General features: G+C 62.5%; 30 protein-coding genes. 27 read left to right on the top strand and 3 right to left on the bottom strand.

Annotation, left to right across the window (positions count from 1 at the left end; all coding sequences use genetic code 11):
• The first annotated feature begins 111 nt into the window (after positions 1–111).
• The gene (locus tag ABEB22_RS13035) at positions 112–879 is read left to right on the top strand and encodes a DeoR family transcriptional regulator (RefSeq protein ID WP_350934082.1); all 768 of its coding nucleotides are present in this window, start codon (positions 112–114) and stop codon (positions 877–879) included.
• A gap of 39 nt (positions 880–918) precedes the next feature.
• Here the strand turns inward: ABEB22_RS13035 and ABEB22_RS13030 are convergent, their stop codons facing one another.
• On the bottom strand, positions 919–2,286 hold the full coding sequence (locus ABEB22_RS13030; protein ID WP_406871153.1) for an NCS1 family nucleobase:cation symporter-1: 1,368 nt from the start codon (positions 2,284–2,286) through the stop codon (positions 919–921).
• Positions 2,287–2,656: 370 nt separating this feature from the next.
• Between ABEB22_RS13030 and ABEB22_RS13025 the strand changes: the two genes are divergently transcribed.
• The 3 genes from ABEB22_RS13025 (at position 2,657) to ABEB22_RS13015 (ending at position 5,534) form a co-directional block, all read left to right on the top strand.
• Positions 2,657–2,938 carry a FeoA family protein gene (locus tag ABEB22_RS13025; protein ID WP_339112450.1) on the top strand — a complete coding sequence of 94 codons (282 nt, stop codon included), beginning with the start codon at positions 2,657–2,659 and terminating at the stop codon, positions 2,936–2,938.
• A 21-nt stretch (positions 2,939–2,959) separates the two neighbouring features.
• The gene (locus ABEB22_RS13020; RefSeq protein ID WP_406870506.1) at positions 2,960–4,837 is read left to right on the top strand and encodes a ferrous iron transporter B; all 1,878 of its coding nucleotides are present in this window, start codon (positions 2,960–2,962) and stop codon (positions 4,835–4,837) included.
• A gap of 115 nt (positions 4,838–4,952) precedes the next feature.
• A complete protein-coding gene (locus ABEB22_RS13015; RefSeq protein WP_339112453.1) occupies positions 4,953–5,534 on the top strand; it encodes a YceI family protein in 582 nt (193 codons plus the stop codon).
• Between the two features lie 82 nt (positions 5,535–5,616).
• On the opposite strand, the gene ABEB22_RS13010 is transcribed toward ABEB22_RS13015, so the two are convergent.
• The gene (locus tag ABEB22_RS13010; RefSeq protein WP_406870505.1) at positions 5,617–6,240 is read right to left on the bottom strand and encodes a DNA-3-methyladenine glycosylase I; all 624 of its coding nucleotides are present in this window, start codon (positions 6,238–6,240) and stop codon (positions 5,617–5,619) included.
• Positions 6,241–6,348: 108 nt separating this feature from the next.
• Positions 6,349–7,557, bottom strand: coding sequence for a cytochrome b/b6 domain-containing protein (locus tag ABEB22_RS13005; protein ID WP_406870504.1), 1,209 nt, complete (start codon positions 7,555–7,557; stop codon positions 6,349–6,351).
• A gap of 180 nt (positions 7,558–7,737) precedes the next feature.
• On the opposite strand from ABEB22_RS13005, the gene fabD reads away from it, so the two are divergent.
• From fabD to ABEB22_RS12890, 23 genes are all read left to right on the top strand, one after another.
• On the top strand, positions 7,738–8,670 hold the full coding sequence (gene fabD, locus ABEB22_RS13000) for an ACP S-malonyltransferase (protein ID WP_406870503.1): 933 nt from the start codon (positions 7,738–7,740) through the stop codon (positions 8,668–8,670).
• A gap of 134 nt (positions 8,671–8,804) precedes the next feature.
• On the top strand, positions 8,805–9,542 hold the full coding sequence (gene fabG / locus ABEB22_RS12995) for a 3-oxoacyl-[acyl-carrier-protein] reductase (RefSeq protein ID WP_339112457.1): 738 nt from the start codon (positions 8,805–8,807) through the stop codon (positions 9,540–9,542).
• 227 nt (positions 9,543–9,769) lie between these two features.
• Positions 9,770–10,003 (top strand): acyl carrier protein, encoded by a 234-nt coding sequence (locus ABEB22_RS12990; RefSeq protein ID WP_066009325.1) that lies wholly within the window; start codon positions 9,770–9,772, stop codon positions 10,001–10,003.
• 275 nt (positions 10,004–10,278) lie between these two features.
• Positions 10,279–11,688, top strand: coding sequence for a diguanylate cyclase (locus tag ABEB22_RS12985; protein WP_339112458.1), 1,410 nt, complete (start codon positions 10,279–10,281; stop codon positions 11,686–11,688).
• A gap of 90 nt (positions 11,689–11,778) precedes the next feature.
• Positions 11,779–13,314 carry a GGDEF domain-containing protein gene (locus tag ABEB22_RS12980; RefSeq protein ID WP_339112459.1) on the top strand — a complete coding sequence of 512 codons (1,536 nt, stop codon included), beginning with the start codon at positions 11,779–11,781 and terminating at the stop codon, positions 13,312–13,314.
• Positions 13,315–13,468: 154 nt separating this feature from the next.
• A complete protein-coding gene (gene fabF / locus ABEB22_RS12975; RefSeq protein WP_350934065.1) occupies positions 13,469–14,728 on the top strand; it encodes a beta-ketoacyl-ACP synthase II in 1,260 nt (419 codons plus the stop codon).
• Positions 14,728–15,897, top strand: coding sequence for an endolytic transglycosylase MltG (gene mltG, locus ABEB22_RS12970; protein WP_406870502.1), 1,170 nt, complete (start codon positions 14,728–14,730; stop codon positions 15,895–15,897). The genes fabF and mltG overlap by 1 nt, the downstream gene beginning before the upstream one ends.
• A gap of 228 nt (positions 15,898–16,125) precedes the next feature.
• On the top strand, positions 16,126–16,452 hold the full coding sequence (locus ABEB22_RS12965) for a hypothetical protein (protein WP_339112462.1): 327 nt from the start codon (positions 16,126–16,128) through the stop codon (positions 16,450–16,452).
• The gene (locus ABEB22_RS12960) at positions 16,391–17,749 is read left to right on the top strand and encodes a DNA-packaging protein (protein WP_406870501.1); all 1,359 of its coding nucleotides are present in this window, start codon (positions 16,391–16,393) and stop codon (positions 17,747–17,749) included. The genes ABEB22_RS12965 and ABEB22_RS12960 overlap by 62 nt, the downstream gene beginning before the upstream one ends.
• A 78-nt stretch (positions 17,750–17,827) precedes the next feature.
• Complete coding sequence (locus ABEB22_RS12955; RefSeq protein ID WP_406870500.1) at positions 17,828–19,012, top strand: phage portal protein; 1,185 nt, start codon at positions 17,828–17,830, stop codon at positions 19,010–19,012.
• 3 nt (positions 19,013–19,015) lie between these two features.
• Positions 19,016–19,249, top strand: a complete 234-nt coding sequence (locus ABEB22_RS12950) for a hypothetical protein (protein ID WP_339112465.1) — start codon at positions 19,016–19,018, stop codon at positions 19,247–19,249.
• A gap of 9 nt (positions 19,250–19,258) precedes the next feature.
• Positions 19,259–19,816 (top strand): HK97 family phage prohead protease, encoded by a 558-nt coding sequence (locus ABEB22_RS12945; RefSeq protein WP_406870499.1) that lies wholly within the window; start codon positions 19,259–19,261, stop codon positions 19,814–19,816.
• A 40-nt stretch (positions 19,817–19,856) separates the two neighbouring features.
• Complete coding sequence (locus ABEB22_RS12940; RefSeq protein WP_406870498.1) at positions 19,857–21,056, top strand: phage major capsid protein; 1,200 nt, start codon at positions 19,857–19,859, stop codon at positions 21,054–21,056.
• Between the two features lie 187 nt (positions 21,057–21,243).
• Positions 21,244–21,843 carry a head-tail connector protein gene (locus ABEB22_RS12935; protein WP_406870497.1) on the top strand — a complete coding sequence of 200 codons (600 nt, stop codon included), beginning with the start codon at positions 21,244–21,246 and terminating at the stop codon, positions 21,841–21,843.
• Positions 21,840–22,172 (top strand): head-tail adaptor protein, encoded by a 333-nt coding sequence (locus tag ABEB22_RS12930; RefSeq protein WP_339112469.1) that lies wholly within the window; start codon positions 21,840–21,842, stop codon positions 22,170–22,172. The genes ABEB22_RS12935 and ABEB22_RS12930 overlap by 4 nt, the downstream gene beginning before the upstream one ends.
• Positions 22,169–22,579: a DUF3168 domain-containing protein gene (locus ABEB22_RS12925; protein WP_406870496.1), complete on the top strand. Its 411-nt coding sequence runs from the start codon at positions 22,169–22,171 to the stop codon at positions 22,577–22,579. Before ABEB22_RS12930 ends, ABEB22_RS12925 begins: the two co-directional genes overlap by 4 nt.
• Positions 22,580–22,627: 48 nt before the next feature.
• The gene (locus ABEB22_RS12920; protein ID WP_339112471.1) at positions 22,628–23,050 is read left to right on the top strand and encodes a phage major tail protein, TP901-1 family; all 423 of its coding nucleotides are present in this window, start codon (positions 22,628–22,630) and stop codon (positions 23,048–23,050) included.
• A gap of 1 nt (position 23,051) precedes the next feature.
• Positions 23,052–23,378: a gene transfer agent family protein gene (locus ABEB22_RS12915; RefSeq protein ID WP_339112472.1), complete on the top strand. Its 327-nt coding sequence runs from the start codon at positions 23,052–23,054 to the stop codon at positions 23,376–23,378.
• Positions 23,375–23,590, top strand: a complete 216-nt coding sequence (locus ABEB22_RS12910; protein WP_406870495.1) for a rcc01693 family protein — start codon at positions 23,375–23,377, stop codon at positions 23,588–23,590. Before ABEB22_RS12915 ends, ABEB22_RS12910 begins: the two co-directional genes overlap by 4 nt.
• A complete protein-coding gene (locus tag ABEB22_RS12905; RefSeq protein WP_350934047.1) occupies positions 23,583–24,239 on the top strand; it encodes a phage tail tape measure protein in 657 nt (218 codons plus the stop codon). The genes ABEB22_RS12910 and ABEB22_RS12905 overlap by 8 nt, the downstream gene beginning before the upstream one ends.
• 30 nt (positions 24,240–24,269) lie before the next feature.
• Positions 24,270–24,902 carry a DUF2460 domain-containing protein gene (locus tag ABEB22_RS12900; RefSeq protein ID WP_339112475.1) on the top strand — a complete coding sequence of 211 codons (633 nt, stop codon included), beginning with the start codon at positions 24,270–24,272 and terminating at the stop codon, positions 24,900–24,902.
• Positions 24,899–25,789 (top strand): DUF2163 domain-containing protein, encoded by an 891-nt coding sequence (locus tag ABEB22_RS12895; RefSeq protein WP_406870494.1) that lies wholly within the window; start codon positions 24,899–24,901, stop codon positions 25,787–25,789. The genes ABEB22_RS12900 and ABEB22_RS12895 overlap by 4 nt, the downstream gene beginning before the upstream one ends.
• Complete coding sequence (locus ABEB22_RS12890; RefSeq protein WP_406870493.1) at positions 25,786–26,226, top strand: NlpC/P60 family protein; 441 nt, start codon at positions 25,786–25,788, stop codon at positions 26,224–26,226. The genes ABEB22_RS12895 and ABEB22_RS12890 overlap by 4 nt, the downstream gene beginning before the upstream one ends.
• Positions 26,227–26,228 lie beyond the last annotated feature (2 nt).

Below are 26,228 nucleotides of genomic sequence, written 5' to 3'. Positions count from 1 at the left end.
TCTCGCGAGCCAAAGCGCCTCGGTGGTGGAAAGCCGCCCGTAAGCTCTTGACAGATTTGGCTTCGCCTCGCCAATTAGGGGCAGTCAGTGCCCCAGCGGAGCAAGGTTGCGATGTCCACGCTCACCCAACGCCAGAACCAGATTACCGAAATTGCCCGTTCGGAGGGTTTTGTCGGGATCGAGGATATTGCCGTGCGTCTGGACGTGACGCCACAGACCATCCGGCGCGATATCAAACTGCTCTGTGATATGGGGATCTTGCACCGCTATCATGGGGGGGCGAGCCTGATGACCAATACCCGTAACCGCGATCATGCGCGCCGCCGCGAGGAAATGGCCTCCGAGAAGGCGCGGATCGGCGAGATGGTGGCTGCCCATATTCCTGATGGCGCCTCGATCTTTCTTAATATCGGCACCACGACCGAGGCCATCGCGCAGGCACTGCTGGGCAAGAAAGAGCTGCATGTTGTGACCAATAATATCAATGTGGTCACGCTGCTGTCGCAACGCGAGGATTTCGACATCACCATCGCTGGTGGTCAGGTGCGCAAGCGCGATCTGGCGGTGGTGGGAGAGGCGACCATCGGCTTCATCAACCAGTTCAAGGTCGATTTCGGGATCATCGGGATTTCGGGGATCGACGAGGATGGCACGCTTCTGGATTTCGACTATCGCGAGGTGCAGGTGGCGCAAGCGATCATTGCCAATTCGCGCACGACTTTCCTTGCCACAGATCATACGAAATTCGGGCGTCGGGCGATGGTGAAGCTCGGCCATCTCGATGATCTTGATGGCCTCTTTATCGATGCGCTGCCCGGTGCCCCTTATGCCGATGTCCTGAAGGCATCCAATGTGTCGGTGCATGTTGCCAAGCCCTAGATATATTAAGGGCTTGGCGGAATTTATTCATGTGTTTTGTCAGATGATCACGCGCGAGGGTGCGAGCACGCGGTAGATGATCGCACCCAAGACCGCGCCAAAGATCCACGCATAGCCCGAAAGCACGGCCAGCACAGGCACCCAGACGGTCGCGACCGAGAAGATGGCCGCGATGATGAAGGCGATCAGGGCCGCGTCATTCCAGCCGTTCTTGTAGTGGTAGCGTCCGCCCGAGCGCGCATAGAGGTCTTTCTTGTCGAGATGACCCTTACGTAGCAGGAAGTAATCGGCAATCATGATCCCGTAAAGCGGTGCAAGAGTGGCGCCCAACGTATTGACAAAGCCAGAGATTCCGACATCGGCGATGAAGCTCACCCAGAGCCCGCCGATCACCAGCGCAAAGACCGAGGTGATCGCGCCCGCCATGCGGAAGCTGATATGGCGCGGGGCCAGACTTGCAATGCCGTTCACCGCCGGAATGAAATTGGCTACCAGATTGATGCCCACGGTCGCGGCAAAAAAGGTGATCGCGGCGATGATGCCGAGGATCACGCTATCGGTGCGGTCCACGATAGCGGTGGGGTTGATGATTTCCTCGCCATAGACGACAGCGGCCCCTGCGGTGGTCAGGAGGGCAAGTGCCGAGAAGATCACCATATTCAGCGGCAGCCCCGCGAGATTGCCTAGAAACATCGCGCGCTTCGATTTCGCATAGCGCGAGAAATCGGAGAAGTTGATCAGCACCGCCGCAAAATAGGACACCATCGTGCCGACAATGGCGATAAAGCCCGAGATCTCGGTCCAGACTGTGCCGTCGGGATTGGCAAAGATGGTCTGCGCCTGCGACCAGAGTTGACCGTCGGATTTGATCCAGAGCACGATCAGGAGGCCGATCATCACCGCATAGACGAACGGACCCGCGATGTTAAGGAAGGTCTCTACCCAGTTCATTCCACGCCAGAAAATGACGATATGGAAGGCCCAGACAAGAACGAAACTGATCCAGTCGATCGTGCCGAGGCCGAGGAAGGTGCCGCCCGAGGTGATGCCGGTGACCGAGCGGATCAGGAGCGCCAGTGCGGTGGAGGCGAAATAGACCTGAACGCCATACCAGAAGACGGCCACGACGGCGCGCAAGATGGCTGGGAGTTTTGCGCCCTGCAGGCCCTGGCTTGCGCGCGCGAGCACCGGATAGGGGATGCCGTAACGCTGTCCGGCCACGCCCGAGAGATTGACCAGTGCCATCACCAGCAGACCCGCCACGATCAGCGCCGCAAAGGCCGTCCAGCCGCTGACGCCATAGGAGATGAAAAGCGAGGCCACCAGAGAATAGCCGAAGAGCGACTGGATATCATTCGCCCAGATGTTGAAGATGGCGAACCAACCCCATGTTTTTTCATGCGGCATGGTCGGCGCCAGCGGGTCGCTGTCATGCGGCGAGGAGGGCAGATAGGTGTGGTCTGGATCGAAACTGGTATCGGTCATATGAGGTCCCCGTGCGGCTTGCGCGTTTTTATCAACTGTCTCTGCGGACAGGTTCAGGCTAAGCAGCAGTCACGGGAAAATTCGATTCCGGACTCGCTCTAATTCCAAGCATGCTTGCAAAATTCGTAAGTCTGCCTGTTTTATGAGCAGATATCGGAATGCGGGAAGGTGGCAGCGGCGCCTGCGGCCATTCCTGATATTTTTGCTCACTTTCTCGGGATTTGATCCATCGCAATGTTGCGGTGCTTATCCGAGTCAATCTATCAGGAAGTAACCTGTTAAGGATTCGCTCATGGAACTCGGACAGATCGATGCGCTCGACCGGACATTCGCTCTCGGAGAGGCGCGCAAGGGCTATCGTGGCCGAGTTGCCTGTATCCTGCCGGTCCCCGGTAGCGGGCGTCTGGCGCCCGAAGAAATGGAACGGCGTCTGATCGAGATGGGCTTCATCGAAGGCGTCGAGATCTCGGTCATCCATGAAGCCCCGTTCGGGCGTGACCCGATTGCGGTGCGTGTGGGCGAGGCAACGGTTGCGCTGCGCCGCCGCGATGCTATGGCGATCCTGACGGAGTAGGTTTCCCGACGGAGTATATTTATGCTCGAGCCTGATGCCAGAGCGGATGGTCCCTTGCGGTTGGCGCTGATCGGCGCTCCCAATTGCGGCAAGACATCTCTTTTCAACGCCCTTACGGGGGCCAACCAGCGGGTCGGGAACTATTCCGGTGTGACGGTGGAGCGCAAGATCGGGCGGACGGTGACGCCCGCCGGCGAGGCGCTGATGGTCATCGACCTTCCCGGAACCTATTCACTGCGCGCCCGCAGTCCCGATGAGGTTGTGACGCGCGATGTCGTGCTGGGGCGGCGCAAGGATGTAGGTCAGATCGATCTGCTGGTGGTGGTGGCCGATGCCACCCATTTGCGGCCCGGACTGCGGCTGGCGCAGGAGCTTCGGGCGTGCGGGATCCCGATACTCGTGGTTCTGAACATGATCGATATCGCGCGCCATCGCGGGATCACGATCGACGCCGAACGTCTGGAGCATGAGCTGGGCCTGCCTGTGGTGACCTCTACGGCCGTGCGCCGTGGCGGGATGGAGACGCTCTGGGCCCGGATCGACGCGATGCTGGGGCAGGGTCTGCCCGAGCGGGGCGCGATGACATGGCAGGAACCCACCGCGGCCCAGTTGCGCACGGCCCTGCGTCAGGCCGACGGCCTGATTGCCCGCACCGTTCACAAGCCCGTTGCGCCCAGAAGCCTGACCGAGAAAATCGATACGGTCCTGCTCAACCCCTTTTTCGGACCGGTCTTCCTGCTGGTGCTGATGTTCGCGATGTTCCAGGCCGTTTTCGCGGGAGCGGCCCCTCTGATGGATGCGATCACCGCTTTCGTCGACTGGGTCTCGGCCACGGTCTCGGCGGCTCTGCCCGAGGGGCTCTTGCGCGGATTGATTGTTGATGGTGCGATTGCAGGTGTCGGCTCGGTGATCATCTTCCTGCCGCAGATCGTGATCCTCTTCGCCTTCATCCTGATCCTCGAGGATCTGGGCTATATGGCACGTGCGGCCTTCCTGATGGACCGGATCATGGGCCATGCGGGGCTGCACGGGCGGGCTTTCATTCCGCTCCTGTCGAGTTTTGCCTGCGCCGTGCCAGGGATCATGTCGGCCCGTGTGATCGATGACCGGCGCGACCGGCTGACCACGATCCTCATCGCGCCGCTGATGACCTGTTCGGCGCGCCTCCCGGTCTATACGCTGCTGATCGGGGCCTTTGTGCCCGCGCGCAGCATAGGTCCCGGGATCGGGTTGCAGGGGCTCGTGATGTTCGGCCTCTTTGCCGCCGGGGTGATCTCGGCGCTGCTGGTGGCTTTTGTCAGCCGGATGCTGTTGCGTCGCAACGAGATCGCCGCCCCCCTGATGCTGGATCTGCCCGATTACAAGATCCCGCAGCTGCGCGGGGTGGTGCTGGGGCTCTGGCAGCGGGCGCGGGCCTTCCTGCGCCGTGCGGGCACCATCATCTTCTATGCCTCGGTGGTGGTCTGGGTGCTCTCGACCTTCCCGTTCCCGCCAGAAGGTGCCTCCGAACCCGCCATCAATTACAGTTTTGCCGCAATGATCGGGCATCTGCTCGAGCCGATCCTGTCGCCCATCGGCTTCACATGGCAGATTTGTGTTGCGCTGGTGCCGGGGATGGCCGCACGCGAGGTCGCCGTGGCGGGGCTCTCGACGGTCTATGCCGTCTCGGGTGGCGAGGCGGCGCTGGGGTCGACACTGGCCGCGCATTGGCCGCTGGCGACCGGCGTGTCGCTGCTGGTATGGTATATCTTCGCGCCACAATGCCTGTCGACGCTGGCGGTGATCAAGCGCGAGACGGGCACGGCGCGGTGGATGTGGGTCACGGTGGTCTATATGTTCGGGCTGGCCTATGTGTTCAGCTTCATCGCCTATCATCTGGTGCGGGCACTGGGCGGATGATCGCCTAAGGGTGGTGCAAAATCGCACATATTTTGTTTGCATCTGTGGAATTGTGCGAAGTCAAATCTGCGGTATCTTCGGATCAGACCTTATCGTCCAACCCTCGGAGATACCGATGAAATCCTTGATCCTCGCCGCTGGCCTCGCGCTTGGCATGACCACGATCGCCCATGCTGCCACCGAAGAATACACACTGGACGCAAGCCACAGCCAGATCGTGTTCGACTACAACCACCTCGGTTTCTCGACCACCACCGGCATGTTCTCGGGGTTCGAGGGCACCATCGAGTTCGACGCGCAGGATCCCTCGAAATCCTCCGTCTCGATCGAATTCCCGGCAGATAGCCTGATCACCGGCTGGGATGCGCGCACCAAGCACTTCCTGACCGCCGATTTCTTCGATGCCGAAGCCAATCCGGAAATCTCGTTCAAATCGACCTCGATCGAAGTGACTGGCGAGAAAACCGGCAAGATCACCGGCGACCTGACGCTGAATGGCGTGACCAAGCCCATCACCATCGACGCGACCATGACCCAGATGGGCGAGCATCCGATGGAAAAGAAACCGTGGGTCGGTTTCGACGGAACCACCGTGATCAAACGTTCGGATTTCGACATGGGCATGTATGCGCCCTACGTTTCGGATGACGTTCAGGTCCGCATCTCGATCGAAGCGATGAAAGCGGCTGCCGAATAAGATCCGTTTTGGCACAGGCCCGTTCCGGCCTGCTCCACCACTCGGATGCCCGCTGCGGACCCCGCGGCGGGCATTTTCCGTCTCATGCCACTCGCGAGGGACGCACGAACTCAGCCCGTGCCCGCGCCACTGCCTCGCGGGTGATGCAGCCCTGCGCATGATCGTTGATCAGCCCCATTGCCTGCATGAACGCATAGGCCGTGGTCGGTCCCACGAATTTCCAGCCCCGCTTGCGGAGATCTTTCGAAAGCCGCACCGAGACGGGCGAGCTGGGCGCGACCATCAGCTCCATCAGCTCCTCCTCGCGTGGCTCGTAAGACCAGAAGAACGCCGCCAGTGACCCGAACTCCGCCCGCATCTCGAGCGCGCGTCCGGCATTGTTGATTGCCGCCTCGATCTTGCCGCGATGGCGGATGATACCCGCATCCTGCACCAGCCGCTCCGCATCGTGCGTGTCAAAACGCGCGACCGTGTCGATGTCGAACCCCGCAAATGCCGCGCGGAAATTCTTGCGCTTGGCCAGAATGGTGCGCCAGCTCAATCCGCTCTGGAACCCCTCGAGGCAGATCTTCTCGAAAAGCCGTGTGTCGCAGCCTACCGGAAAGCCCCATTCCTCGTCGTGATAGCGGCGGTAGAATTCCGGCGCATCCGGCATACACCAGCCACAACGGCAGAGCCCGTCCGGTCCTGTCTCCAGCATGTTCATGATTTACCCCTTCCGTTGTCTTGAAATATCCTCGGGGGTGAATTTTTGCGCAAGCAAAAAGAGGGGGCGCGAGCGCCCCCTTTACACCATTGTCCCGGTTCTGTTCGCTCAGGATTTCTGCGCGGTCAGGTCCACATAAATCGTGACGGGGAAGCCAACCGTGCCCTCGTCAGGATAGGCCGCCCCCATTTTCCAGTCGCGCCGGTCGATCTGGATCTGAGCCTTCATCGTGGCTGTGTCGCCATCGATGCTCAGGGTGAAGGGCAGCTCGAGCGGGGCAGTATTGCCGATCAGCGTGAGTGTCCCTTTGGCGGTATGGGCGGGGCCTGCGCCCTCGCGCGTGATATCGGCCTCATAGGTGGCGGTGGTGAAGGTCGAGGTATCGAAGAATTCCGTGCCTTTGGCCTGATCGGTGACCGAGCCCAGATCGAGGCTGGTCGTGTCGATCATCACCTTCACATGGCCGGTGCCGGTGCTCTCGTCATAATCGATATCGGCGGTCCAGGTCCCGAAATGGCCCTCCACGGGGCTGCCCATCTGTACGACGCTGAAGCCGAGGCTGCCCTGCGTCACGGTCCAGTTGCCCGCCGCAGGTTGCGCGGGAGCTTGCGTGGTTTGTTGTTCGGCAGGCGCGTCCTTGTGCGCTTGCGCCATGCGCTCTGCCGCGCCCAGAAGCGCGAAGAGGATCACGGCGACCCAGATCACCAGCGCGGCGAGAGCGGCACAGCCATGGGCTTTGGCCGCGTCCTCGCGCCCCGACCAGCGGCCATGCGTCATCCGCGCCAGTGTGCCATCGCGGTCGATCACCACATGTTTGAGCACACCGAGGATATGGAGCGCCAGCGAGACATAGAGCACCCAGACCGCGGTCTTGTGCACATGTTCGGCCACATGGGCGAGGCTTTCGGATTTTGGCACGAAGGGCAGGTTCTGGCCGAAGGGCCACCAGATCGGTGCGAAGCCCTGTTCGGCGGCATGGGTGATCCAGCCCGAAAGCGGCATCACGAACATCGCGCCGTAAAGCGCGAAATGCACGACCTCGGCGGCCCATGTCTCCAGCCGCCGTTCGGGATGGAGCGGCGCGGGGCGGGTCTGGGTCATCGCCCAGATTACCCGCAGAATGGCGAGGAAGAAGGTCGCGACCCCGATCGTCTTATGCGCGCTGTAGACCGTTTGCAGCGTGGCTGTCGTCTCGGCATAGCGCGGCAGGCTCTCGCCATAGAGCCCGAGCCCGATCGCGCTCAGGATCAGAAGGGCGATTGCCCAATGCAGGCTCCGCGCGATCATGCCATAGCTTAGCGGGGTGTTGGTTAGCATCTGTTTCTCCGGCTGGGTGTCACCTGTCAGGTTCCTTGATACGGGGAAATCCTCGCCGGACCAGCGGGATCTGCGCACAGCGCCTGTGCAAGGCCCCGAAATACGCCAGTTGCTTGCCTGAAAGGCAAAGCCGCGTTAAGGGAGGGCCAGCAAAGGATAGTCTGAAAAGGACAAGGACGCATGAGCAAAGCATTCGTATTTCCGGGCCAGGGCGCGCAGACCATTGGTATGGGGCGGGATCTGGCCGAGGCCTATCCTGACGCCCGGGCCGTCTTCGACGAGGTCGATGCGGCTCTGGGCGAGAACCTCTCGGCCCTGATCTGGGAGGGCGATATCGAGACACTGACCCTGACCGCCAATGCGCAACCCGCGCTGATGGCGACCTCGATTGCCGCTTTGCGCGCGCTCGAGGCGGAAGGCGTTGCGGTTACGGATGCCGCTTTTGTGGCAGGCCACAGCCTAGGCGAATATTCGGCCCTGTGTGCGGCGGGCAGCCTGTCGGTGGCCGATGCGGCCGTGCTCTTGCGCAAGCGTGGTGCGGCAATGCAATCGGCCGTGCCGGTGGGGCAAGGTGCGATGGCCGCCATCCTGGGGCTGGATCTGGCCGCCGTTCAGGCGGTGGCCGAGGAGGCCGCGCAAGGCGAGGTCTGTCAGGCCGCCAATGACAACGATCCGAGCCAGGTCGTGGTGTCGGGGGCGAAGGCTGCCGTGGAACGCGCCTGCGAGATCGCCAAGGCCAAGGGCGCCAAGCGCGCGCTGTTGCTGCCGGTCTCCGCGCCGTTCCACTGTGCGCTGATGCAGCCTGCCGCCGATGCGATGGCCGAGGCTCTGGCAAGCGTTGCGATCCGCGCGCCCAAAGTGCCGCTGGTGGCCAATGTGCGCGCCGAGGCCGTGACCGATCCCGAATTGATCCGCGCGCTTCTTGTCGAGCAGGTGACGGGCTCTGTCCGCTGGCGCGAGAGTGTCGAGTGGATGGCCGCGCAGGGCGTGGACAGCTTCTGGGAGATCGGTGCGGGCAAGGCGCTGTCGGGGATGGTCAAACGGATCGTCAAGGGCATGGACACGCAGGCCTTCGGCACCCCTGCCGATATCGCCAAGTTGAAAGAGGCGTAAGGGGCGCTGCCCCTCTGGAGCCCTTCGGGGCTCCATTCACCCCGGGATATTTAGAGACGCTGGAAGGGGCCGTGGAGCCGCTTTCGCACTGTAACACGACCCGCTTGCGCGGGCATCGAGAGGAAGGAAGAGGCATGTTCGATCTGACGGGCAAGTCGGCGCTGGTGACCGGCGCATCGGGTGGCATCGGTGGCGAGATCGCCCGCGCGCTGCATAAGGCGGGCGCGAAAGTCGCGCTGTCTGGCACACGCGAGGCGCCGCTGAAAGAGCTGGCCGAGGAGCTGGGCGAGGGCGCGTTTGTCTGCCCTGCGAATCTGGGTGATGCGGCCTCTGTCGAGGCGCTGCCGAAGGCGGCGGTCGAGGCGATGGGCTCGCTCGATATTCTGGTCAATAACGCGGGTATCACCCGTGACAATCTCTTCATGCGCATGTCGGATGACGAGTGGAATTCGGTTCTGGACGTGAACCTGACCTCGGCCATGCGCCTGATGCGCGGTTCCATGCGGGGGATGATGAAGGCTCGCTGGGGCCGGATTATCAACATCACCTCCATCGTGGGGGCCACCGGCAATCCGGGGCAGGTGAATTATGCGGCGGCCAAGGCGGGGCTTGTGGGCGCGTCGAAATCGCTGGCCTACGAGGTTGCCTCGCGCGGGATCACCGTGAACTGTGTGGCACCGGGCTTCATCCAGACCGCGATGACCGACAAACTCAATGACGAGCAGAAGGCCAAGATCCTCGCACAGATTCCCGCAGCCCGTATGGGCAGCCCCGAGGAAATCGCGGCAGCTGTGCTGTATCTGGCGGCACCGGAGGCCGGTTACGTCACGGGCGCTACGCTGCATGTCAACGGTGGCATGGCCATGATCTGACCGGTTTGCCCCTTGTTTTGTTGAACGCGGGGCGAATTTCCGGCCGATTTTGGGCGGGTGCGTTTAACCGCTTGCCATAGGCTTTCACACTGGCTATTCAGCGTGCAGTCGGGTCGGTGGCAGGAATGCGATCGGCCGCTTCGTTTGGTCATGAGGCGGACGGAGTCTTGAAGCCGCTCTTTTGAGCAATTCAGATGGGCGCAGCCCACGAAACTGGAGAAACAGTTATGAGCGATATCGCAGATCGCGTTAAGAAAATCGTCGTTGAGCACCTGGGTGTCGAAGAAGACAAGGTCACCGAGAATGCTTCCTTCATCGACGATCTGGGCGCAGACTCGCTTGACACCGTCGAGCTCGTGATGGCTTTCGAAGAAGAGTTCGGCATCGAGATCCCCGATGACGCAGCCGAAACCATCCAGACCTTCGGCGACGCGGTCAAATTCATCACCGAAGCCTCCTAATCCTTCGGCGATAGCTTATATAGACGGCGCTCTTTGCAAGAAGGGCGCCGTTTTTATTTTTGCATCTATGTTCTGCTTGCGGCAGGCGGAAGATTGCCGTAGCGGAAATCTGGAAGCTTGCGAGAATCTGCCAGAACCAATTAGAGATTGTGATGGGTCGCGGGTGCTTTCCCCCGCAGACAGAAGCTTTTGTGATTATGTATTAGACCGATCCCGCTTGTATGTTTAAGGCCAATTTGGAAGTTGGGATCACTAGTGGAGTCGGGACCAAGGCAATGACGACTATCCGAGCGGCACATTGGATCAGACGGGGGGCGGCTGTCATCGCGGCGCTCGTGTCTGTTGTGGTGCTCGTGGCCGAGATCATGCCGATGCCGGTCATTCCGTCCGTTATGATGGCGCCGCTGACGCCGCGCGCGTTTTTCTCCATCATCGGTCTTCTGATCTCGCTGATGACGTTCCTGCCGCGGAATGCTGCGGGACGCCGGATCCAGACCGGGATCGGTGGGGCGGTCATTCTTGCGGTCTGCGCAACGGTTGCACTCAGCCTCAGGGATATGGCGGTCAGCTTCGAGACGGTGGGCTGGGTGCCGTTGCAGTTGTTCCTGAGCGGCGAGATCCTGTTTGTCCTGCTTGCGGCCTCGCTGGTGTTACAGGCGATGCGCTATTACATCTCGGGACAGTTGTTGGTGCTGGTTGGGATCGCCTTCCTGCTGAGCGCGGTTTCCGGCAATCTCGACCGCTCGGAGGCGTTTCTCGGTCTGGCCGATCCGCAATTCCTGTTGGCGGGACTGATGCTGACGCTGTCGGTGCTGCTCTATCAACCCCATCGCGGGGCGGTGCGGATCTTTCTGGCATCCCATCGCGCCAGCGGTGTGGCGCGGCTGCAGCTCTGTCTCGGGGTCGCGGGGCCTGCACTTGTGGGAATGCTGACGGTCGGGGCGGTGAATGTGCCGGTGGTGCAGATCTATGGCGGGCTGATCGTCTCCAATATGATTGCGTTCAATATGGTCGTGATCGTGCTGAACGCGGTCTATTCCGAGCGCAGCGATATTAGCCGTCGCCGTGTCGAGCGCAGCCTTGCGCGTCAGGCGTTGCGCGACAGCCTGACGGGGCTTTTCAACCGTGTGATGTTGCGCCGCCGGTTCGAGCGGGCGGTGCAGCGCGCCCAAACGGATCACGAATTCTTCTGCATGCTGATTTTCGATCTAGATTACTTCAAGAAGATCAATGATATGGGCGGGCATGAGATCGGCGACCAGGCTTTGGTGCGGGTGGCGCATGTGATCTCGGACTGTCTGGAGCGCGAGGATACCGCCGCGCGGCTGGGGGGCGAGGAATTTGCGGTCATCTTGCGCAATACCGATCTGGTGCAGGCCGAGTTGCGCGCCGAGCAGTTCCGGCAGGCGATTGCCGCCCTTCAGGTGCGCATGCGCAACGGGCGCTGGCAGTATCTGACGACCTCCATCGGCGTGGCGCAATGGATGGCGGACGAGAGTTTCGACCAGTGCTATGCCCGTGCCGATGCCGCGCTGTATCAGGCCAAGGCGCAGGGGCGTAACCGTGTGGGGATCGCACCGATCAGCTATGACCCGCTCGATACAATGGAGGTCACTGATGTGCCGGCCTCTGATGCCGAGCGTAATGTGGCGATGTTGCAGCTGGCTCGTGCAACTTTTAAGTGAATTTCCGATCTGCGTTTAACGTAGCGTTAGACTAAACAGGCTTTCCTTCTGGGTGCCGCGGCGGAGCTGCGATATGTCATGGAGGGGATCATGCTTTCTGACGAGCAGACACGCGCGTCGAGCCGTTCGATCAATTCGGAGCGGACCTCCATGGCGGACTGGTTTTTCGTGGTCTCGATCTTTCCGGCATTGGCGGTGTTGCTGCTGGCGATGGTCCCCCTCTTCGGGCATTGGCTCCCGCAATCGGGCATTTTCTCCGCTATTCCGTTGGTCAAAGGCACGCATCCCATGACTTCGATCATGGCGATTCTCCTGTCGGTCTCGCTGTTGCTGCCATTGGAGGGGCGCTGGACGGGTCATGTTGCCCGTTTGCTGGCAGGGCTCTGCCTTCTGCTGGCGGCGGGGCGGTTTGTGCCACAGTTGTCGTCGGTCTACGAACTATCCCAGCATAATGTGAAAACCGGCTATAACTCGGCTATGGTCTTCTTGATCCTGTCGCTTGCGCGGATCGGGCTCGAGGGGGAGCGCCCCAGCCTCGGTCAATTCGCGACCTTTACCGCGCCGGTGATCTTGTTTCCTGCGCTAATCGGCTATATTTTCGGCGATGACGGGCTGTATGGCTATATGTCGCTTGCCACGGCATTGATGGCGGGCGGGCTTATTCTGGGGCTTTTGTGCCGCCGCGCGACAACGGGACTCGTGGCTTCGTTATTTCTGATGGATATGTTCCGCGTCGATCTGGCGCTTGGCGTGATCGCACCGGTCTTCGTGGGGCTCGGGCTGGTATATTTCATGGGATATGGCCCATATCGGCAGATTGTTGCGGTGGTCATCGCGCATACGGTGGCGTTGAATGTGCTGATCCAGATCGTGGGAATGCACCGGTCTTCCGCGATCGAGCGGCGCAGACGCGAGCTGGAGGAGCAGAGGCTCTGGGATATCGTGACCGACGAGGTCACGGGGCTCTACAATCGTGGCGCCTTGCGCCAGAGATTTTCGGAAATGGCCGATGAGGCGCGCGAGACCCGTGCCGCGCTCAGTATCGTGGTGCTCGATCTTGACGGGTTCGACCGTGTGAATGCCCTGTCGGGATTCGAACATGGCGACAAGGTCTTGCGCGATGTGGCGCAGGCGATACTGCCTTTGATGCGCGATGACGATTTTATCGGGCGGGCGCATGCTGACGAATTCCTGATTTTCTTGCCGGGGTTACGGGCAGCCGAGGTTGCCGTGATTGCCCGACGGCTATGCAAGGCGGTCCGGATGTTGGGACACCAGACGGAAGACGGTCCGTTGACTGCCTCGGCGGGGGTTGCGCGCTGGCATTTTTCCGAGACCTCCAAACAGCTCTATGAACGTGCACTCGCCGCGTTGGAGGTCGCCCGTATTCGTGGGGGCGATCAGGCATGCGTTGCCCCGGGTCCTGACGGGACAAATGCCGTCTGGCGCACCGTGGAGGACGCACCGGTTGCGGGATGGACGCCGGTGACCCCAAGCCCGGGAAGCGGAGCGGAAGATGGCGCGCCAATGCCCGAGCAGGGCAAGAGCACGCTCGACCAGTGGCAGCTGCCCGAGTTCTCCGATCTTTCACAGGTCCGTCTGGCCAGTGCGAAGCCTGGCGAGTAGGCTGCATTCCAGCGACGCTCTGCGCGTGATCTGGCGTAAAACTGCCGTCTTTGCGTCGGGAAAGCCTGTATTTGGCTGTTGCTTTGAATTGCGCGCGAGGGAATGCGCGTGTATGTGATGCCCGAAGGTTAATTAGCCACAAGAGGTATGGCATATGCGTCGGGTCGTCGTCACAGGTCTTGGAATGGTTTCTCCGCTGGCTTGCGGTGTCGAGGAAACTTGGTCGCGTTTGCTGGAGGGCCAATCGGGCGCCGGCCCGATTACGCGCTTTGATGCCTCGGACGTCGTAACGAAATATGCCTGCGAGATCCCGCGCGGTGATGGCACCAACGGCACGTTCAACCCCGATGACTGGATGGCGCCGAAAGAGGCCCGTAAGGTCGACGAGTTCATCCTTTACGGGATGGCAGCGGCTGATCAGGCGGTCAAGGATTCCGGCTGGGCGCCTGCGACAGACGAGGAGCGCGAGCGCACCGGTGTAATGATCGGCGCAGGTATCGGCGGTCTGAAGGCGATTGCCGATACGGCCATCCTGATCAAGGAGCGCGGCCCCAAGCGTGTCTCGCCCTTCTTCATTCCCTCGGCGCTGATCAACCTCGTCTCCGGTCAGGTCTCGATCAAGCACGGTTTCAAGGGGCCGAACCACGCGGTCGTGACCGCCTGCTCGACCGGTGCACATGCCATCGGCGATGCCGCACGTCTGATCCAGTGGGGCGATGCGGATGTGATGGTGGCCGGTGGTGCCGAAAGCCCGATCTGCGAGATCGGGATCGCGGGCTTCAACGCCTGCAAGGCGCTCTCGACCAAGGCCGAGGATCCGACCAAGGCCTCGCGCCCCTATGATGCCGATCGCGACGGGTTCGTGATGGGCGAGGGGGCCGGTGTCGTGGTTCTGGAAGAATACGAACATGCAAAGGCGCGCGGCGCGAAGATCTATGCCGAAGTGATCGGCTATGGTCTGTCGGGCGATGCCTACCACATCACCGCGCCCTCCGAGGATGGCGATGGTGGCTTCCGTTCGATGAGCATGGCGCTGAAACGCGCAGGTATCGAGGCTTCAGAGATCGATTATATCAACGCGCATGGCACCTCGACCATGGCCGATACGATCGAGCTGAAAGCGGTGGAGCGTCTGATGGGCGATGCGGCTTCCAAAGCCACTATGTCCTCGACCAAATCCTCGATCGGTCACCTTCTTGGCGCGGCCGGTTCGGTGGAAGCGATCTTCTGTATCCTCGCGATCCGCGACCAGATCGCGCCGCCGACGTTGAACCTCGATAATCCGGCGGTCGAGACCCCGCTCGATCTCGCGCCCAACGCGCCGGTCAAGCGCGAGATCAACGTGGCGCTGTCCAATAGCTTCGGCTTCGGCGGCACAAATGCCAGCCTCGTGCTGCGCAGGGTGGTGGACTGATGTGGCGTAACATCACGTCTAATTTCCTGACTGCCATGATCGTCATCCTCGTGCTTGTCGCGGGGATGGTGGCATGGGCCAAGCGGGAATATACGGTGAGCGGTCCGCTGACACAGGCGATGTGTCTGCGGGTCGATCAGGGCGACAGCTTCGTCAAGGTCTCGGCCGATCTGAAGTCAAAGGGCGCGATCTCCTCCGGCTATATCTTCCGGACCGGCGCGGATTATACAGAAAAGGGCGGCAAGCTGAAATTCGGTTCCTATCTGATCGAGCCGGGCGCGACGATGGAACAGATTGTGGACCAGATCACCCGTGGTGGTCCGTCGACCTGCGGCTCTGAACTGGTTTACCGTGTGGGCGTGAATGCACAAACGCTGGCGCTGCGCGAGCTGGATCCGGCGACCGGCATGTATGAGGAACTGGCCAAATACGATCCCGTGGCCGATCCCGAGCCCGACGGGTTCAAGGAACTGGTCGAAGAGAAGAATATCACCAACCATCGGGTAATCCTCGCCGAAGGCGCTACCAGCTGGCATATCGTGCAGGCACTGAAATCCTATGATTTCCTGTCGGGCGATGTGAAGGATATCCCGGCCGAGGGCAGCCTTGCACCGCAGAGCTATGTGGTGAGCAAGGGCGAGACCCGGGAGACGCTGATCGGCCAGATGCAGGATGCGCAAACGGCGATCCTCAACGAGGCATGGGCCAACCGTGCCGAGGGACTTCCCTATAAAACGCCGGAAGAGGCGCTGACCATGGCCTCCATCGTCGAGAAGGAGACCGGTGTGGCTTCCGAGCGTCCGGAAGTTGCAAGTGTCTTCGTCAACCGGCTGGAAAAAGGCATGCGCCTGCAGACGGACCCGACGGTGATCTACGGGGTGACCGATGGCAAGGGCTCGCTGGGCCGTGGGCTTCGTCAGTCCGAGCTGCGTGCGAACAATCCCTACAACACCTATGTCATCGAAGGGCTGCCGCCGACACCGATCGCAAATCCGGGTAGGGCTGCCATCGAGGCCGCGCTGAACCCTGATTCCACCGATTACCTCTATTTCGTGGCCGATGGCTCCGGTGGGCATGCATTTGCAACCACTCTGGAAGAGCATAACGCCAATGTTGCCAAGTGGCGCGAGATCGAGGCGCAACAGGCGAAGGATGCGGGCGGTAACTAAATCCACCCAAGAGAAATTGAGAAAACCGGGCCTTGTGCCCGGTTTTTCTTTGCGCAACGTGCGTAGGGTGAGTGCAACCTGAGCGCGATTTCCTTTGACAGTCAGGGCGTTGCATGGCATCACTTATGGCATGCTAGGAGAAGTGGGCAAGACGCCGCGGGGTGACCCGTTTGGCGTCTTTTTCATTTTGCTCGTGCGGAGTCACCACATGAGAGGCGGATTACAGGAATGAAAGTGACTTCCGTTGATTTGGAAGGGGCATCTTCGGTCGAGGCGCTGGAGATGGCCGGAGCGATGTATCGCGATGTGGCCGAGGAGCTGGCCGTAGCGATGGAGGGGTTGCGGCAGGGGGAGCTTGCCGAGGCCAAGACAGCACGGGCCGCCGTGCGCGATCTGCGCGCGGCGTTGCAACTTTTGCTTGAGGAAAGGAATCGCGTTGAGAAACTCCGCAGAGAGGCTGCCGGGGTCGTCGAAGGACAGCACCTCGACTTTGATGCAGCCAGAACTGAGATCGGGCGCCGCTTGGCTTGCCTCCGCGACGCCGCGGGACGTTGATGCGTTTCTGGACGGGCTGGATGAGAATTCTCTTCTGGCCCTGCCGTGGTTGTTCGAGTTCTGGGCCCTGCCACACCAGTTGCCACCGATGGGCGACTGGAAGAGCTGGGTGATCATGGGGGGGCGCGGTGCGGGGAAAACCCGCGCCGGTGCCGAATGGGTGCGCTCGCAGGTTGAATCCTCGACGCCGCTCGATGCGGGCAAAGCCTCGCGGGTGGCATTGGTGGGCGAGACCTATGATCAGGTGCGCGATGTGATGGTGCTGGGCGATAGCGGCATCATCGCCTGCTCGCCGCCCGACCGGCGCCCGACATGGGAGGCCTCGCGGCGCAGGCTGGTCTGGCCCAATGGTGCGGTGGCGATGGCCTTTTCAGCGCATGATCCGGAGGCGCTGCGGGGGCCGCAATTCGATGCGGCCTGGGTGGATGAACTGGCCAAGTGGAAGCGCGCCGAGGATACATGGGACATGCTGCAATTCTCCCTGCGTCTGGGGCGGCATCCGCAGCAGGTGGTTACCACGACGCCGCGCGATGTAGCGGTGTTGCGGGCGATCATGAAGAACCCCTCGACCGTGGTGACCCATGCGCCGACCGAGGCCAATCGCGCCTATTTGGCCGAGAGCTTTCTGGCCGAGGTGCAGGCGCGCTATGCCGGCACGCGGCTCGGGCGTCAGGAGCTGGAGGGTGTTTTGCTGGAGGATATCGAAGGGGCGCTCTGGTCGACGAGGATGCTCGAGGCGTTACGGGTGGACAAGGTGCCTGATCTCGACCGGATCGTGGTCGCGCTCGATCCGGCAGTGACGGGTGGGGCTGGATCGGATGAATGCGGGATCATCGTTGCGGGCGCTGTCACCCGCGGTCCGCCGCAGGACTGGCGTGCCTATGTGCTGGCCGATCTGAGTATTGGCGGCAAGCCCACCGACTGGGCGAAGGCCGCGATTGCCGCAATGGAGCGGTTCGGGGCCGAGCGGCTCGTGGCGGAGGTCAATCAGGGCGGCGATCTGATCGAGGGTGTTTTGCGGCAGGTCGATCCGATGGTCCCGTTTCGTGCATTGCGGGCAGGCCGCGGCAAGGGGCTGCGGGCGGAGCCGGTCGCGGCTTTGTATGAGCAGGGCCGTGTCTATCATGCGCGTTCGGCGGCGCTCGGCAAGCTCGAGGACCAGATGTGCCAGATGACGGTGCAGGGCTATCAGGCCAAGGGCTCGCCTGACCGGCTGGATGCGCTGGTCTGGGCGCTGACGGAGGTGATGATCGAACCTGCCGCGCATTGGCGCAGGCCACAGGTGAGACGGTTGTGATGCGAGAAGGGGTCGGGGTTCCGGCCCCTTTGCTTTTGGCCCGCGATTGCGGGTGGAGAAGGACATGAGGAGATCTGCATGGGGCTGAATATCTTTCGGAAAACCGCGACATCCGCACAAGGTGCCGCGCCCGAGACGAAGGCGGTGCGCGGGCGCCCTGTCTCCCTGTCGGGATCGGCGGGACGGGTGGTCTGGAGCCCGCGCGACAGCACATCGATGACGCGGCAGGGCTTTGTGGGTAATCCCATCGGGTTTCGCTGTGTGAAGCTGATCGCCGAGGCAGCAAGCGCCCTGCCGCTGATCTGTCAGGACAGGGAGCGCCGCTACGAGACCCATCCGGTGATCGATCTGCTGCGCCGCCCGAACGGGGCACAGGGACAGGCCGAGTTTCTCGAAGCGCTCTTCGGGCAGATGCTGCTGACGGGTGATACCTATGTCGAGGCGGTGGGTGAGGGCATTGATGTGCCGATGGAGCTGCATGTGCTGCGCGCCGACCGGATGAGCGTGGTGCCGGGGGCGGATGGCTGGCCTGTGGCTTATGATTATACGGTCGGCGGTCGCAAGCACCGGTTCGATCTCACGGGCCATCCCGATCCGATCTGCCATATCCGCACCTTCCACCCGCAGGATGACCATTACGGGCTCTCGCCGATGCAGGCGGCGGCAGTGGCGGTGGATGTCCATAACAGCGCGAGCCACTGGTCGAAGGCGCTTCTGGACAATGCCGCGCGGCCCTCGGGGGCGATCATCTACAAGGGCGCGGATGGTCAGGGGGTGCTGAGCCCCGATCAGTATGACCGGCTGACATTTGAGCTGGAGACGCATCATCAGGGCGCGCGCAATGCGGGGCGTCCGATGCTTCTGGAGGGTGGGCTTGACTGGAAGCCGATGGGGTTCTCCCCCTCGGATATGGAGTTCCACGAAACCAAGATCGCTGCCGCACGCGAGATTGCCGTAGCCTTCGGGGTGCCGCCGATGCTTCTGGGCATTCCGGGGGATGCGACCTATGCCAATTATGCCGAGGCCAATCGGGCCTTCTTCCGGCTGACCGTGCTGCCTCTGGCCACGCGGGTGACGGCGGCTCTGGCATGGTGGCTCTCGGGGTTTCTGGGCGCACGGATCGAGCTGCGCCCCAATCTCGATCAGGTGCCGGCGCTGGCTTCGGAGCGCGACGCGCAATGGACGCGTGTGGGTGAGGCGACCTTCCTGACCGATAGCGAGAAACGGGTTCTGTTGGGCCTGCCGCCGATGCCGGAGGAGTAAGCCATGCCGACAGGAGGCTCGCGTTACCTGAAGGAGCCGTTCGATCTGCATGAGGAACGGTTCAACGCGACGGAGAAGATCATGGAGCTGCAATTCGATCAGGTCGAACGCCGGTTGCAGCGCATCGAAGCAATGATCGAGGGGCTCGAGCGGCGGCTGTGGATGGCGGTCTATGGCGTGGTCGCCGTGGTGCTGTCGCAGGCGGTCTACGGGCTTCTGGATATGGTGCCGCAATAGGAGGGCCGGATGGAGCAAAGGATCATGGGGTTGGAGTTCAAATCGCTGATGGGCGAGGTGCCCGCGCGGCTACGGATACGCGAGGGCCGGATCGAGGGCTATGCCAGCCTCTACGGCCTGCCCGATCAGGGCGGCGATGTCGTCAGCCCCGGCGCCTATACCGATTGTCTTGCGCGGCTCGCGCAGGAGGGGCGCCGTGTGGCGATGCTCTGGCAGCATGACCAGACCCAGCCGATCGGTGTCTGGGAAGAGATCTTCGAGGATGGCACGGGCCTCTTTGTGCGCGGCTATCTTCTGGAGGATGTGGCTCGTGCGCGTGAGGCGCGCGCGCTTCTGGAGGCGGGGGCGATGGACGGGCTGTCCATCGGCTATCGCGTGGTGCGCGCGCATCGTGATGCGCAGGGCCAGCGCATACTCACAGAACTCGATCTTTGGGAAGTGTCGCTGGTGACCTTCCCGATGTTGAAGGAGGCGCGGGTCGCCGCCAAGGCCATGCCCCTCGGGGCGGAGCTTTCACATCTGGCACGGGCGCTGCGTGCGGCCGCGTCGCAACTGGCGGGACACTGACCCCGCGCTTTCGATCTTCGTGAAAAATTGAGGAGAGACAATGACCCCCGACAAAAACGTCTTTGGGGAGCGGACAGCCATGTCCGACGGGGCCCCGATCGTGGCCGAGGTGCACTCGGCCCTTAACGAATTCGTCAAGGAAGCAAAGGGCTTCCAGAACGAAATGACTTCACGCATTCAAAAACAGGAAGAGCGTCTGACCATGTTGCAAACGAAATCCACCACTTTCCGTCCGGCCCTGTCACATGCAGCGCAAGAGACCGCCCCCCATCAGAAGGCGTTTGATGCCTATCTGCGCTCGGGTGATGATGACGGGCTGCGCGGTCTGGTCATCGAGACCAAGGACCTGAACACCGCTGTGGCGGCCGAGGGCGGCTATTTGGTTGATCCGCAGACAAGCGAGACCATCCGCTCGATCCTGCGCTCGACCGCCTCGATCCGGATGATCGCCAATGTGGTGCAGGTCGAGGCCACGAGTTTCGACGTGCTGGTCGATCATGGTGAGATGGGCTCGGGCTGGGCGTCGGAGACCGCGAACCTTACCGAGACGACCACGCCGCAGATCGACCGGATCTCGATCCCGCTCTACGAGCTCTCGGCCATGCCCAAGGCCAGCCAGCGCCTGCTCGACGATGCGGCGTTCGATATCGAGGGCTGGCTTGCGGGCCGCATCGCCGACCGGTTCGCCCGCGCGGAGGCTGCGGCTTTCGTGAATGGCGACGGGGCGGACAAGCCCAAGGGTTTCCTTGCGCATCCGGCGATCGCCAATGACGACTGGGCCTGGGGGAGCCTTGGCTATATTGCGACCGGCGTGGCGGGCGATTTCTCGGCAACGGCTGCGGCGGATGCGGTGGTCGATCTGGTCTATGCGCTCGAGGCGGAATACCGCGCCAATGGTAGCTTCGTGATGAATTCGAAGACCGCAGGCGCCGTGCGCAAGATGAAGGATGCCGATGGGCGCTTCCTGTGGTCCGACGGTCTGGCGGCGGGCGAGCCCGCGCGTCTGATGGGCTATCCGGTGCTGATCGCCGAGGATATGCCCGATATCGCGGCGGATGCCTATGCGATTGCCTTCGGGGATTTCAATCAGGGCTATACCATTGCCGAGCGCCCCGATCTGCGCGTGCTGCGTGATCCCTTCTCGGCCAAGCCGCATGTGCTGTTCTACGCCTCCAAGCGTGTGGGCGGCGATGTCAGCGATTTCGCGGCCATCAAGCTTCTGAAATTTGCGGTTTCCTGAGGCGCATAGGCGGCGCTGAGGCGGCGCTTTCCCGATCCGGATTTCGGTCCGGGTAAGGGCAGGCGCGGTGTTCTGCCGTCCGCCTAGCTGCTCCCTCCGTCCGAGCGGATGGTGGAATGCGGCGTCTGTCCGAGATGGCGCCCGCGCGGATGCGGGCGTCATCCACCAGATTTCCGGAGGTGCTTTGATGTTGACTGAAGTTGCGCCGGTCGCCAGCGACCGGCTTCCCATTACGGAGTTGCGCGATCACCTGCGGCTGGGGAGCGGGTTTTCCGATGTCGGTGCCGAGGATGTGGCGCTCGAGGCCTATTTGCGCGCGGCGATCGCATTGATCGAGCAGCGGATCTCCAAGGCTTTGTTGTCGCGCGCTTTCCTGTTCCATCTGCGCCATTGGGCCAATCCCGACGCGCAGCCTTTGCCTTTGGCACCGCTTTCCTCGGTCACGCAGGTGGCCTTGCGCGGGGCGGATGACGGGCTGACGGTGCTGGAGGAAGCGTCCTACCGGCTGATGCCCGATGGCGTGCGTCCGGTGCTTCTGGCGCTGGGGGCGGCGTTTCCGCAGGTCGAGCATGGCGGGATGATCGAGATCACTGTCGAGGCAGGCTTTGGCACGGCATGGGAGACGGTGCCGCCCGATCTGCGTCAGGCGGTGATGTTGCTGGCGGCGCATTATTTCGAGCATCGCCACGAGAGCGAGCAGAGCGGAGCCTTGCCCTTTGGTGTCAGCAGCCTGATCGAGCCATGGCGCGTGGTGCGTCTGTTTGGCGGGAAGGGGCGCAGGTCATGAGCGTGCCGAACCTGTCTACCTGTCTGGTGCTGGAAGAGCCCCGGAGCGTGCCCGATGGTGCGGGTGGTCTGATCGAGACATGGGTCGAGCTGGGCGAGATCTGGGCCGCGCTCGATTTCGGCACGGGCACCGAACGGGCCGACCAGTTGCGCGTGATCGCCGCCGTTTCGGTCAGCATTACGGTGCGTTCGGCCCTCCCAACCTCGCCGCGCAGGCCGGTGGCCAATCAGCGCTTCCGGTTGGGGGCCCGGGTGTTCCGCATTCTGGCGGTTGCGGATGACCAGCCGGGCTATCTGCGCTGCTTCAGCCGCGAGGAGGTCGTGACATGAGCTATCTTATGGCGTCCTCGTTGCAGATGGCCCTTTATCAGGCGCTGGCGACCGATGAGCTGGTGGCGCAGCTGAGCGGTGGCGCGATCTATGATGCACAGCCTGTGGGCGTGGCAGAGGGCATCTATGTGAGCCTCGGCCCGGAGGATGTGCTCGATATCTCGGATCGGAGCGGGGCCATTGCGCGCCATGATTTCATCGTTTCGGTCGTGACCGATGCGGCAGGATTTCAGGCCGCGAAGCGTCTGGCCGAGGCGGTGACAGCCTGTCTGACCGGCACCGGCCTGACACTGGAGACAGGGCGTGTTTCGGGGCTGTGGTTCCGCAAGGCCAAGGCGCGGCGCGTCGGCACCAATGCCACCCGCCGGATCGATCTGACCTTCCGCGCCCATCTGGCATCCGAGTGACCTCATCGGCTCTTTGCAGGGCCCTTCATACATTTCTAGGAGTGAAAAATGGCAGTTCAGAACGGTAAAGACCTTCTGGTGAAACTCGATCTCAGCGGAGACGGGCAGTTCCAGACCATCGCGGGCCTGCGCGCCACGCGGATCAGCTTCAACGCGGAAACGGTCGATGTGACATCGCTTGAAAGCGAGGGGCGCTGGCGTGAACTCTTGGGCGGAGCGGGCGTACGCTCGGCTGCGATTTCGGGGTCGGGCGTGTTCCGCGATGCCGATACCGATGCGCGGGCGCGGCAGATTTTCTTCGACGGCGAGATTCCCGAATTTCAGGTGATTATCCCGAGTTTCGGGATCGTGCAGGGGCCGTTCCTAATCTCGTCGATCGAATATGCCGGTGCGCATGATGGCGAGGCGACCTACGAGATGGCGATGGCCTCGGCGGGGGCGTTGAGCTTTGTCGAGCTGAGCGATGAATGACATGGCAAATCCGTGGGCCGGTGAGGTCGAGATCACGCTCGACGGAGTGCCGCATGTGGCCAAGCTGACGCTTGGGGTATTGGCGGAACTCGAGGCGCAGATGGGCGCCGAGACGATGCTGGATCTGGTGACGCGGTTCGAGGCGGGCCGCTTCTCGAGCCGCGATGTGCTGGCGCTTGTGGTGGCGGGATTGCGCGGCGGCGGCTGGCGGGGCCGTGCCGAGGATCTGCGTGCGGTCGAGATCGGGTCGGGGCCGGTGGAAGCCGCCCAGCTGGCCGCGCGGCTACTTGCGCGTGCCTTCGGCAGCCCCGAAGACCAAAGCGCATGACAGACAGGCAGCTGGATTGGCCGGGGCTGATGCGGGCAGGGATCAAGGGGCTCGGTTTGCGCCCGCAGGAGTTCTGGGCCCTGACGCCGGCAGAACTGGCTTTGATGCTGGGGGATGTGCCGCGCATGCGCCCATTGACGCGGTCGCGGCTCGAGGAGCTGGCACGCGCCTTCCCCGACCACAGGCCGGATAAAGGAGAGACCAATGGATGAGACGGATTTCGATGCGCTGAGCGAGAGCGCCGAGACGCTCGAGACGGTGCTGGGCAATGTCGGCAGCCTGACTGGCGTCTTTACGAGCGAGCTGACCGGACTGCGCGAGAGTATGGGCCTGACGACCCGCGAGATGGGGACGCTGTCGCGGAAATTCTCCACGAGCATCAGTAGCGCTTTCGAGGATGTGATCCTTGATGGCGCGAGCCTGTCGAGCGCGCTGCGCTCGGTCGCGGAGAGCATGTCGGATGCGGTCTATTCGGCGGCCGTCAAACCGGTGAGCGACACGCTGGGCAGCACTCTGGCGAGCGGCGTGGCCAATCTGGCGGGCGGGCTGATGCCCTTTGCCAATGGCGGGGCGTTTTCCTCGGGCAAGGTGCGGGCTTTCGCCAAGGGCGGGGTTGTGTCCGAGGCGACGGGGTTTGCCATGCGGGGCGGCTTGGGGCTGATGGGCGAGGCGGGGCCGGAGGCGATCATGCCGCTGACCCGTGGGGCCGATGGCCGGCTTGGCGTGCAGGCGCAGGGCGGGCGGGCGGTGAATGTCACGATGAATGTGACCACTCCCGACGTGTCGGGCTTCAGCCGCTCGCGTGCGCAGATGGCCGCACAGATGAGCCGCGCGCTCTCGCGCGGGTCGAGAACGATGTGAGCCGTTTCGAGGCAGTTTACGGAGGATAGCATGGCCTTTCACGAGATCCGCTTTCCCGCCAGTCTGAGCTTTGGCTCGGTCGGCGGGCCGGAGCGTCGCACCGAGATCGTTACCCTTGCCAGCGGCTATGAGGAGCGCAATTCACCTTGGGCGCATTCTCGGCGCCATTATGATGCGGGCGTCGGGCTACGCTCGCTTGATGATGTCGAGGCGTTGCTCGCATTTTTCGAGGCACGCGCGGGACAGTTGCACGGGTTCCGCTGGAAGGATTGGGCGGATTACCGGTCGGCGCCTGCAAGCCGCGCGCTGAGCTACGAGGATCAGCTGATCGGTCTGGGCGATGGCGCGACCACGACATTCCCGCTGGCCAAGACCTATCGCTCGGGCGAGATCACTTATTCCCGCCCGATCACCAAACCTGTCGGCGGGACTGTTATGGTGGGCGTGCAGGGCGGCTATCAATCCGAAAGTATCGACTGGTCGGTGGATAGTGCAACTGGCGTGGTCACGTTTGCCCAGCCGCCTGCCAAGGGCGCGCGGGTGACGGCGGGGTTCGAGTTCGATGTGCCGGTCCGGTTCGACACCGACCGTATCCAGGTCTCGGTGCAGTCTTTCCAGGCGGGCGAGGTGCCGCAGGTGCCGGTGGTGGAGGTGCGGCTATGAGCTATTCCACCGCGTTCCAGTCCCATCTGGAGACCAAGGCCACCACCATCGCGCGCGCATGGGCGCTGACCCGCCGTGACGGGGTGGAGCTGGGCTTTACCGACCATGACCGGCCACTGACATTTGGCGGTCTCACTTTTCAGCCCGAGACGGGGATGGAGGCCAGTGCACTTGCGCAAACCTCGGGGCTTTCGGTCGATAACTTCGATGTCGTTGCGGCGCTGCGCTCCGATGCGATCGCCGAGGCCGATATCCGCGCGGGCCGGTTTGACGGGGCCGAGCTACGCAGCTGGCTCGTCAACTGGGCCGAGCCTGCCGAGAACGCGCTGATCTTCCGTGGCCATCTGGGCGAACTGACGCGAAGCGAGGGCGCGTTTCAGGCTGAACTGCGAGGGCTGTCGGACCGGTTGAACAACCAGATCGGGCGTGTCTACCATCCGGCTTGCGCGGCGGTGCTGGGCGATGCCCAGTGCCGGTTTGATACCGCCCAGATCGGGTATGTCGTCGAGACCACGGTCGAGATCTGCGAGGAAGCCACACGGTTTACATGGGCGTCACTTGCCGGGTTCGAGGATCGCTGGTTCGAGCGCGGAGTGTTGAGCGTCTTGGACGGCGCAGCGCAGGGGCTCTCCGGCGCCGTCAAGTTCGATAGGTTCGCGGCTGATGGATCGCGTGTGGTAGAGTTGTGGCAATCGCTGCGCGCCGAGGTCGCGCGCGGCGATACCGTGCACATCACTGCAGGCTGCGACCGGCGCGCCGAGACCTGCCGTTTGAAATTCAATAATTTCGTTAATTTTCGAGGCTTCCCGCATATCCCGGGTGACGACTGGCTGGTGTCCTATCCCGTTACAGGAGGCAATTACGATGGCGGGAGCCTTTTCAAATGACGGAGCGCGAAGAGGTGGTCCTGCTCGCGCGCAGCTGGATCGGCACACCTTACCGCCATCAGGGTTCCTGTTCGCAGGCGGGCGCCGATTGTCTGGGGCTCATCCGCGGGATCTGGCGCAGCCTCTATGGATCCGAGCCCGAAGCGCCCGGTTCCTATAGTGCCGATTGGGCCGAAACCGGTCACGACGAGGCACTTTGGCAGGCGGCGCTGCGTCATCTGGTGCCCCTTGGACCGGACGAGCCCTTTCGCGCGGGACAGGTTCTGTTGTTTCGCATGAGGCCACGGGCGGTGGCCAAACATGTGGGGCTTCTCTCGGCGCGGGGGCCGCTGCGGTTCATCCACGCCTATAGCGGGCACGGGGTCGTGGAAAACACGCTTTCGTCGCCTTGGCGCGCCCGGTTGGTGGCGCGTTTCGACTTTCCGGATGTGAGGTAGAT

Source organism: Thioclava sp. 'Guangxiensis' (assembly GCF_045348365.1).
GTDB classification, from domain to species: domain Bacteria; phylum Pseudomonadota; class Alphaproteobacteria; order Rhodobacterales; family Rhodobacteraceae; genus Thioclava; species Thioclava kandeliae.
This window is presented reverse-complemented; position numbering and strand designations above follow the sequence as displayed.